We start from the raw sequence: 7,898 nt of genomic DNA on the forward strand, positions 1-7,898 counted from the left end.
TCTTATATTTTAATTTGTTATTACTTCTATCTTTCGTCTTCACTTCAGCCTATTCGGGCATACGCCAGACACCCTCACCCTATACGAAAAGCGTGCCAAAGCGTCAAAACTGACACTTTGGCACGCTCACAACTACGCATCTACTGACATTTCTGTCAGCCTTTACCTAAAAATGCTGAAGCCACCCGTTGGTTTCTTGGGTAGATAACAAGTGAGTTCACTCTGTCCATCCGTACTGTTCTTCAATACGAACTTCCTTGCTGTGATAAGCATTTTTCGTTAACACAACGTTATATTTTCATCATTTTTCGGTGTTTTTGTACAATTCTCTTTGTCATTTGTTACTTTTTTACTATATTTGCAGAAAAATAAATCGGTATCAACGTAATATAGATAGATATGAAGCAATTTTTCAAGAATGTAGCCGCTACCATCGTAGGTATCTTCGGATTCGGAATCATCATGGTGATTCTCGCCGTCATCACACTCATTGGTATGATGTGCAATAGCAGCAAGACTCCTTCACTGAAAGACAATTCTGTGATGGTGATGAAGCTGCAAGGTCAGATCAGCGATCAGGCAAACGACGACTGGTTGGGACAGCTCACCGGTAACCAATATAACAACCTTGGCATGAACAATATCCTCTCAGCCATCAAGAAGGCAAAACAGGAGGATAAGGTGAAGGGTATCTATCTGGAAACGGGTATTCTGAGTACAGACTACGCTACATTGCAGGAAATCCGCAACGCTCTTGCCGACTTCAAGAAGAGCGGCAAGTGGATCATCGCCTATGGTGATGCCATGACCCAAGGTGGATATTACCTAGCTTCGGTTGCCAACAAGGTATATGTGAACCCGGAAGGTTCGGTAGATTGGCACGGTATTGCCTCACAGACACAATATATAAAAGATGTGGCTGCCAAATTTGGCGTTCACTTCACCATTGTAAAGGTGGGCAAATACAAGAGCTTCACCGAGATGTACACAGAGGACAAGATGAGCGATGCCAACCGCGAACAGGTTACCCGATATATCGGAGGTCTCTGGAATCAGATTCTGGCAGATGTCAGCAAGAGCCGAAACATTTCCAAGGATTCCCTGAATCGCTATGCAGACGGACTTATGGCATTCGATGATACCAAGCTCTTGAAATCCAGAAAGATGGTAGATGGATTCTGCTATTATGATGAAATCAGAGACGTAATAAAGAAACAGCTCGGTCTGAAAACCGATGAGAAGATTTGTCAGGTATCTATGAGTGATGTAAATGCAGCCGTAGATGACAGTAACCTTCTTGGCGACCAGATTGCTGTATATTATTGCCAGGGAGAAATCGTAAGAGTAGCAACTCCAGGCGCATTCGGCAGCGAGCAGCAGATTGTGAGCAACGACGTGATCCAGGATCTGCAGGATCTGGGCAACGACAAGAACATCAAGGCTGTGGTACTCCGCATCAACTCAGGTGGTGGCGATGCCTATGCCTCAGAACAGATCTGGCGTGCAGTCAGTCAGCTCAACAAGAAGAAACCAGTAGTGGTATCCATGGGTGGTATGGCAGCTTCGGGTGCATATTATATGAGTATGGGTGCCAGCTATATCATGGCTCAGCCAACAACACTGACGGGCAGTATCGGTATCTTCGGTGCCTTGCCAGACATCAGTGACCTGATGACCAAGAAGCTGGGATTCAAATATGACGAGGTAAAGACCAACCGCAACAGTGCCTACGGCAGTGCCGGCAGTGCCCGTCCTTGGAGAGCAGAAGAAATCGGCCATCTCCAGGCTTATGTAAACCGCGGTTATGCTCTCTTCCGCCAGCGTGTGGCTGATGGCAGAAAGATGAAGACCGAAGAAGTGGAGAAGATTGCACAAGGAAGAGTATGGCTCGGAACCGACGCCAAGAGCATCAAACTGATTGACGGTTTTGGCAGTCTCGATGACGCTGTTGCCAAGGCAGCCCAACTTGCCAAGGTTTCCGATTACGGAACCACAGAGTATCCTATGCCTGCAGACTGGATAGACCAGCTTTTAGACGGACTGTCAGGCAGCGGCGGCAACTATCTCGATGAGCAGTTACGACTCACACTGGGTGACCTCTACCAACCATTTATGATGATTCGCAACATCAAGGAGAAAGAACCAGTGCAGGCAGCAATGCCATTCGTACTGAATATACATTAATATATATAATAAGGTATAAAAAAGGAGTGAGGAAATGAGAACAGAAGGAGATCTGATAAAGATCAACGATTGGCTGCTACCGCTCAGTTGGATATACGGCAGCATCGTAAGATTCCGCAACTGGCTCTTCGACATCGGATTGAAGAAGAGCCGCGACTTCTCGATTCCCGTCATCTCGGTGGGCAATATCACCGTGGGCGGTTCGGGAAAGACCCCGCATGTGGAATACTTGATTCGCCTCTTGCATGACAAGGTGAAAATTGCCGTGCTGTCACGTGGATACAAACGCAAGAGCCACGGATATGTACTTGCAGATGAAAATACAGAAATGTCGGATATCGGTGATGAGCCATTCCAGATGTACCAGAAGTTTTCTGATATCTACGTAGCGGTAGATGCCAAACGAGTAAGAGGCATCAACAACCTGCAAAGCAACGAAGAGACCAAGGATGTAGATGTGGTATTGCTTGATGATGCCTTCCAGCATCGCTATGTCAAACCAGGCATCAATATCCTTCTGGTAGATTACCATCGTCTCATCATCTACGACAAGATGCTACCAGCAGGAAGACTGCGCGAACCATTGAGCGGAAAGAGCCGTGCCGACATCGTGATTATCACCAAATGTCCAAAGGATCTGAAACCTATGGAGTTTCGTGTACTCACCAAGGCTATGGATCTCTATCCATTCCAGAAACTCTACTTCACCTGCATCGACTACGATACACTGAAGGGTGTTTTCACTGGAAAAGAACTGAAAGATCCAAAAGACTATCACGTGCTTCTGCTCACCGGCATCGCATCTCCAAAACAGATGGAGCACGACCTGAAACCGATGGTCAAGGAGATGAAGTCTCTCTCTTTCGGCGACCATCACCGCTTCAAGAACAAAGACATTGACCGCATCAATGAGGCATTCGAAGCCTTGCCGGAACCACGCATCATCATCACAACAGAAAAGGATGCCGTGAGACTGAGAGAGGCAGAAGGACTCTACGAGAGTGTGAAAGAAAGCATGTACGAATTGCCTATCAAGGTAAGCTTCATGCTTGACCAAGAAGATAATTTTAACGAAAAGATAATAAGCTATGTACGAAAAAATTCAAGAAACAGCATCCTGGCTAAGAGAAAGGATGAGCACAAGTCCGAAGACTGCAATCATTCTGGGAACAGGTCTCGGACAATTAGCTTCAGAAATAACTGATAGTTACGAATTCCCATATAGTGAAATTCCTAACTTCCCGGTATCTACCGTAGAAGGACATGCAGGCAAGCTCATCTTCGGAAAGCTGGGCGGCAAGGACATCATGGCAATGGAAGGCAGATTCCACTTCTATGAGGGATATAATATGAAGGAAGTAACATTCCCTGAGCGCGTGATGTTCGAGTTGGGCATCGAGACCCTCTTCGTAAGCAATGCCTCTGGCGGAATGAACCCTAAGTTCCAGATCGGCGACCTGATGGTTATCGACGACCACATCAACTTCTTCCCAGAGCATCCATTGCGTGGCAAGAACTTCCCTACCGGTCCTCGCTTCCCTGACATGCACGAGGCATACGACAAGCAGCTCCGTGATCTTGCCGACGAGATTGCCAAGGAGAAGAACATTCCTGTTCAGCATGGTGTATATGTAGGCGTCCAGGGTCCTACCTTCGAGACTCCGGCAGAATATCGTATGTATCGTACCCTGGGTGGTGATGCTGTAGGTATGAGCACCGTTCCTGAGGTAATCGTGGCCCGCCATTGCGGCATCAAGGTATTCGGCATCAGCATCATCACCGACCTCGGCGGCTTCGACGTTCCTGTAGAGGTTAGCCATGAGGAGGTACAGATTGCTGCCAATGCTGCTCAGCCTAAGATGACTGAGATTATGCGAGAAATGATTCGCAGATCATAATTATTAATTATAAATTATAAATTATCTTGGATATAGCTAAGTTGGGTGAGTTTGGACTGATAGACCATCTCACCAAAGGATATGAAAACAAGAATGCCTCTACTGTTTATGGCGTAGGCGATGACTGTGCGGTGATGCACTATCCCGACAAGGAGGTGCTGATGACTACCGACATGCTGATGGAAGGTGTGCATTTCGACCTGACCTATATTGATATGCAGCACTTGGGTTACAAGAGTGCCATGGTCAATATCAGCGACATCTTCGCCATGAACGGAACGCCACGCCAGATGGTGGTAAGCATTGCACTGAGCAAGCGCTTCAAGGTAGAAGACCTTGATGAATTCTACAGAGGCCTGCGTATGGCTTGCGATAAGTTTGGCGTTGACATCGTAGGTGGCGACACCACTTCCTCACTCACCGGTCTTGCCATCAGCATCACCTGCATTGGCGAGGCAGCAAAGGAAGATATCGTATATCGCAGCGGTGCCAAGGAAACAGACCTCATTTGTGTAACCGGCGACCTGGGTGCTGCCTACATGGGTCTGCAGCTCCTGGAACGCGAAAAGGCTGTATATTACGGACAGGTAGAAGACATCCGCAAGAAGATGGCAGAGGCAAAAGCGCAGGGTGACGACCAGAAGTTGGCAGCCCTCAACAAAGACTTGCAGGAAATGCGTAACTTCCAGCCAGACTTCGCCGGCAAGGAATACCTGCTGCAGCGTCAGCTTCAGCCAGAAGCTCGCGGCGACATCATAGCCCAGCTCCGTGAGGCAGGTATCCGCCCTACCGCTATGATGGATATCAGCGACGGCTTGAGCAGCGAGTTGATGCACATCTGCGAACAGAGCAACTGCGGCTGTCGTGTCTATGAGAAGAATATCCCTATCGACTACCAGACAGCAGTTCAGGCAGAGGAATTCAACATGAACCTCACTACCTGTGCCATGAATGGTGGCGAAGACTATGAGCTTCTCTTTACCGTTCCTATCGGCGACCATGCCAAGATTGAGGAAATGGAAGGCGTGAAACAGATTGGTTACATCACCAAGGAGAGCCTCGGCAAGTTCCTCATTACCCGCGATGGTCAGGAATTCGAACTCAAGGCGCAGGGATGGAATCCTCTGAAAGACTAGTTTTACGAATCGCCTTCTCTAAGGAAGAAACCCGAAAGAGGCGATTTTAGTTAATAAACATTAAGCAAGAGAAAATATTTGGTTTTCTCTTGCTCAATTAAAATTTTTGTTGTACCTTTGCAACCGCAAAAAGCAAGATGGTGCCATAGCTCAGTTGGTAGAGCAAAGGACTGAAAATCCTTGTGTCCCCGGTTCGATTCCTGGTGGTACCACTCCTCCTTTCATTTAGGCGGTTTCTGACTTCGGTTAGAGCCGCCTTTTTACGTATTCTGAAAAGGAGATAAAACAGCATCGTTGCTCACGGCGCAGAGGGAATGGTTCACGACATTACCGTCAAGGATACCTATATCTTCTACAATCAGAAGGCTCAGGATATCAATGAGACTTGCAAAATCAAGCTCGAGAATGTGAACTTCGCTACTTTTGCAAAGTAAGAAACCATATCGCAAACCATTCTCTCTAAATGCGTCAAACACTTACCTTACAACAGTAAGCGTCTTTTCGCAGACAGAGAAATGAATATCCAGACCCTCATAAGGCATTCCATAAACCTTATGAGGGTCTTTCTGGTAATGCGGACGAGGATCCTGCGCCAGAACCTCTTTCAAGATTTCAATCTTCTCATCATTCAATCCCTGGCAAATCAGGTATTCCCTTATTTCCCCGGAAATCTCAACATCCAGCTTCGCCCATTTCCGATCATCCACGAATCCACTTCGTGCATCAGGATGACAATCGGCATACACCACGTAAGGCTTGATATCATAGATGGGAGTACCATCCATCAGGTCACCACCCTTTACATGAATGACAGGTCCCTTGCTTGTTTCCCATTCAATACGGGAGATTTTCACGGATGACAATCCGATGTTGTTCGGACGGAAAGGACTGCGGGTAGCAAATACCCCGACCTTCTCGTTACCTCCCAAGACAGGAGGCCTTACAACCGGACTGTTCGCCTTATGCTTATTTGCCGAGAATTCCCAGATAAGCCAGAGGAAATCGAAACCTTCCATTCCTCTGAGGAAATCCGGATTGCGATATTCGGGTTCAAAAACAATCTGTCCTTCCAGTTCCGCCACCAATCCAGCCTGCTTGGGAATACCAAACTTGCTGCTGAACGGAGAACGGAATCTTGCTATTGGTTTTATTTCCATATCTTTATATTATTGATTTTAGTTCCTTTTTTCATATACTGGGGTATATTTCCATATATTCCAATGATTACACCTTATTATATATAGTACATTATATATATAGTACGAAAAAAGCGCCCGATTATTTTGTTGTCTCCACAAAATAATGTACCTTTGCACCATGATATTAACAAGCAATCAATGAAATAAAAAGAGAAAACAATGAAAATAGAAAGGCCTCAATATGAGATCTGGCTGCAAAAGCCAGGAGAGCTCAGCATTTATCAGCAGATAGAACGTGCCGGAAGAGTGTGCTACAAAAGTGAGAACAACACCACCAACGACTCGGCTAAGCCATTCGTAGATAGAATGATACAGAGTGAGCACTATGCAATGTTGGAACACGGCACAGTCTATCTCGTATGCAATCATGGGGAGTTACCACTCTATACAAGCAACAAGTTCTCTCGCTGCCACACCATAGACGGCAAGGATTACATCACTACCAATCTCCGTGTTCTGGCAGAAAACAAGGCGATGGATGATTTGAAATACCTCAGCGACTATGAGGAAGGAAAGCACGAGCTCCGCATCACCGTTCATTTTACCACACAGATTGCCATCACCCGTGAGTACAACCGCCATCGTGCCAACTCTATGGCAGAGCAGAGCACACGCTACTGCAACTACTCCAAGAATAAGTTCGACAATGAGATAACGATCAACCTTCCTACCTGGGTAGAAGAAGAAGGTTATAATGGTTCTCAGGAGAAAGAGGATTACCGATTGGAAGATATGTGCGCCGACATTGCTGAAGGCAGAGCACAGGAATGGAGCAAGCTCGACACCTGGATCTTCGCCAACCAGGCTGCAGAATATGCCTACATGAAATTGATAGAAGCTGGCTGCAAACCACAGGAGGCTCGTGCCATCCTGCCATTGGATTGCAACACAGAATTGGTACATACCGCATTTATCAGCGACTGGAAGCATTTCTTCGATCTCCGTGCTTTAGGAACCACAGGAGCTCCTCACCCAGATGCCAAGGTTCTCGCCTTGCCATTGATGGAAGAGTTCAAGGCTAAAGGTTATTTAAAATAGAAAGGAGAACGCTTAAAAAAGGTAAAAAATCACAGCTAAAATATAGATTTTCTGTTTTCTATACACAAGGAACAGATATATTTCGTATTTTTGCACTGTGTTTTTCATAGTATTAGATTTAAGGTTATCAAGGTTGGGGCTACGGCGGTAGCCCTTTTTTTATGCCTTTTTCACCAGTTCTGAGGCATTTTCAGAGCTATTTCCCATATTTTTCGATATTTTTTCTCAAAAAGTTCCTCAAAAATTTGGTGGAATCAAAAAAAGGTTGTACCTTTGCATCCGCTTAAGAAAACCAAGCTATAGTCATCCAGACCGAATTTGGAGAGATGGTAGAGTGGTCGATTACAACGGTCTTGAAAACCGTCGTACCGAGAGGTACCGGGGGTTCGAATCCCTCTCTCTCCGCAAGAGCCTTCTGAAAGAAATTTCAGAAGGCTTTTTTC

6 protein-coding genes and 2 tRNA genes are annotated in these 7,898 nt (G+C 46.2%); 7 read left to right on the forward strand and 1 reads right to left on the reverse strand.

The features are described 5' to 3' along the window. Positions 1 to 399 precede the first annotated feature (399 nt). The 5 genes from sppA (at position 400) to CFT61_RS09875 (ending at position 5,430) form a co-directional block, all read left to right on the forward strand. Entirely contained in the window at positions 400 to 2,184 is a 1,785-nt protein-coding gene (gene sppA / locus CFT61_RS09855) for a signal peptide peptidase SppA (RefSeq protein WP_089544265.1), read from the forward strand. Positions 2,185 to 2,218: 34 nt separating this feature from the next. After that, positions 2,219 to 3,388, forward strand: coding sequence for a tetraacyldisaccharide 4'-kinase (gene lpxK, locus CFT61_RS09860; protein ID WP_089544266.1), 1,170 nt, complete (start codon positions 2,219 to 2,221; stop codon positions 3,386 to 3,388). After that, positions 3,273 to 4,082, forward strand: coding sequence for a purine-nucleoside phosphorylase (locus tag CFT61_RS09865; protein WP_089544267.1), 810 nt, complete (start codon positions 3,273 to 3,275; stop codon positions 4,080 to 4,082). The genes lpxK and CFT61_RS09865 overlap by 116 nt, the downstream gene beginning before the upstream one ends. Before the next feature lie 26 nt (positions 4,083 to 4,108). Beyond that, positions 4,109 to 5,218 (forward strand): thiamine-phosphate kinase, encoded by a 1,110-nt coding sequence (gene thiL, locus CFT61_RS09870; protein ID WP_089544268.1) that lies wholly within the window; start codon positions 4,109 to 4,111, stop codon positions 5,216 to 5,218. A 139-nt stretch (positions 5,219 to 5,357) separates the two neighbouring features. After that, positions 5,358 to 5,430 (forward strand) — tRNA-Phe (locus tag CFT61_RS09875). A gap of 264 nt (positions 5,431 to 5,694) precedes the next feature. On the opposite strand, the gene tsaA is transcribed toward CFT61_RS09875, so the two are convergent. Beyond that, entirely contained in the window at positions 5,695 to 6,375 is a 681-nt protein-coding gene (tsaA, locus tag CFT61_RS09880; RefSeq protein WP_089544269.1) for a tRNA (N6-threonylcarbamoyladenosine(37)-N6)-methyltransferase TrmO, read from the reverse strand. 201 nt (positions 6,376 to 6,576) lie between these two features. Between tsaA and CFT61_RS09885 the strand changes: the two genes are divergently transcribed. Both CFT61_RS09885 and CFT61_RS09890 read left to right on the forward strand, forming a co-directional pair. Next, a complete protein-coding gene (locus CFT61_RS09885) occupies positions 6,577 to 7,455 on the forward strand; it encodes an FAD-dependent thymidylate synthase (protein WP_089544270.1) in 879 nt (292 codons plus the stop codon). A gap of 320 nt (positions 7,456 to 7,775) precedes the next feature. Continuing rightward, positions 7,776 to 7,860 (forward strand) — tRNA-Ser (locus tag CFT61_RS09890). The last annotated feature ends 38 nt before the right edge of the window (positions 7,861 to 7,898 follow it).

This window comes from Segatella copri, assembly GCF_002224675.1.
GTDB lineage: Bacteria > Bacteroidota > Bacteroidia > Bacteroidales > Bacteroidaceae > Prevotella > Prevotella copri_U.

Excerpts from the sequence above, each read along its gene's own strand:
- CFT61_RS09865 (WP_089544267.1), top strand. The coding sequence starts at position 3,273 with ATGTACGAAAAAATTCAAGAAACAGCATCCTGGCTAAGAGAAAGGATG.
- tsaA (WP_089544269.1), bottom strand. The coding sequence starts at position 6,375 with ATGGAAATAAAACCAATAGCAAGATTCCGTTCTCCGTTCAGCAGCAAG.
- sppA (WP_089544265.1), top strand. The coding sequence starts at position 400 with ATGAAGCAATTTTTCAAGAATGTAGCCGCTACCATCGTAGGTATCTTC.
- lpxK (WP_089544266.1), top strand. The coding sequence starts at position 2,219 with ATGAGAACAGAAGGAGATCTGATAAAGATCAACGATTGGCTGCTACCG.
- CFT61_RS09885 (WP_089544270.1), top strand. The coding sequence starts at position 6,577 with ATGAAAATAGAAAGGCCTCAATATGAGATCTGGCTGCAAAAGCCAGGA.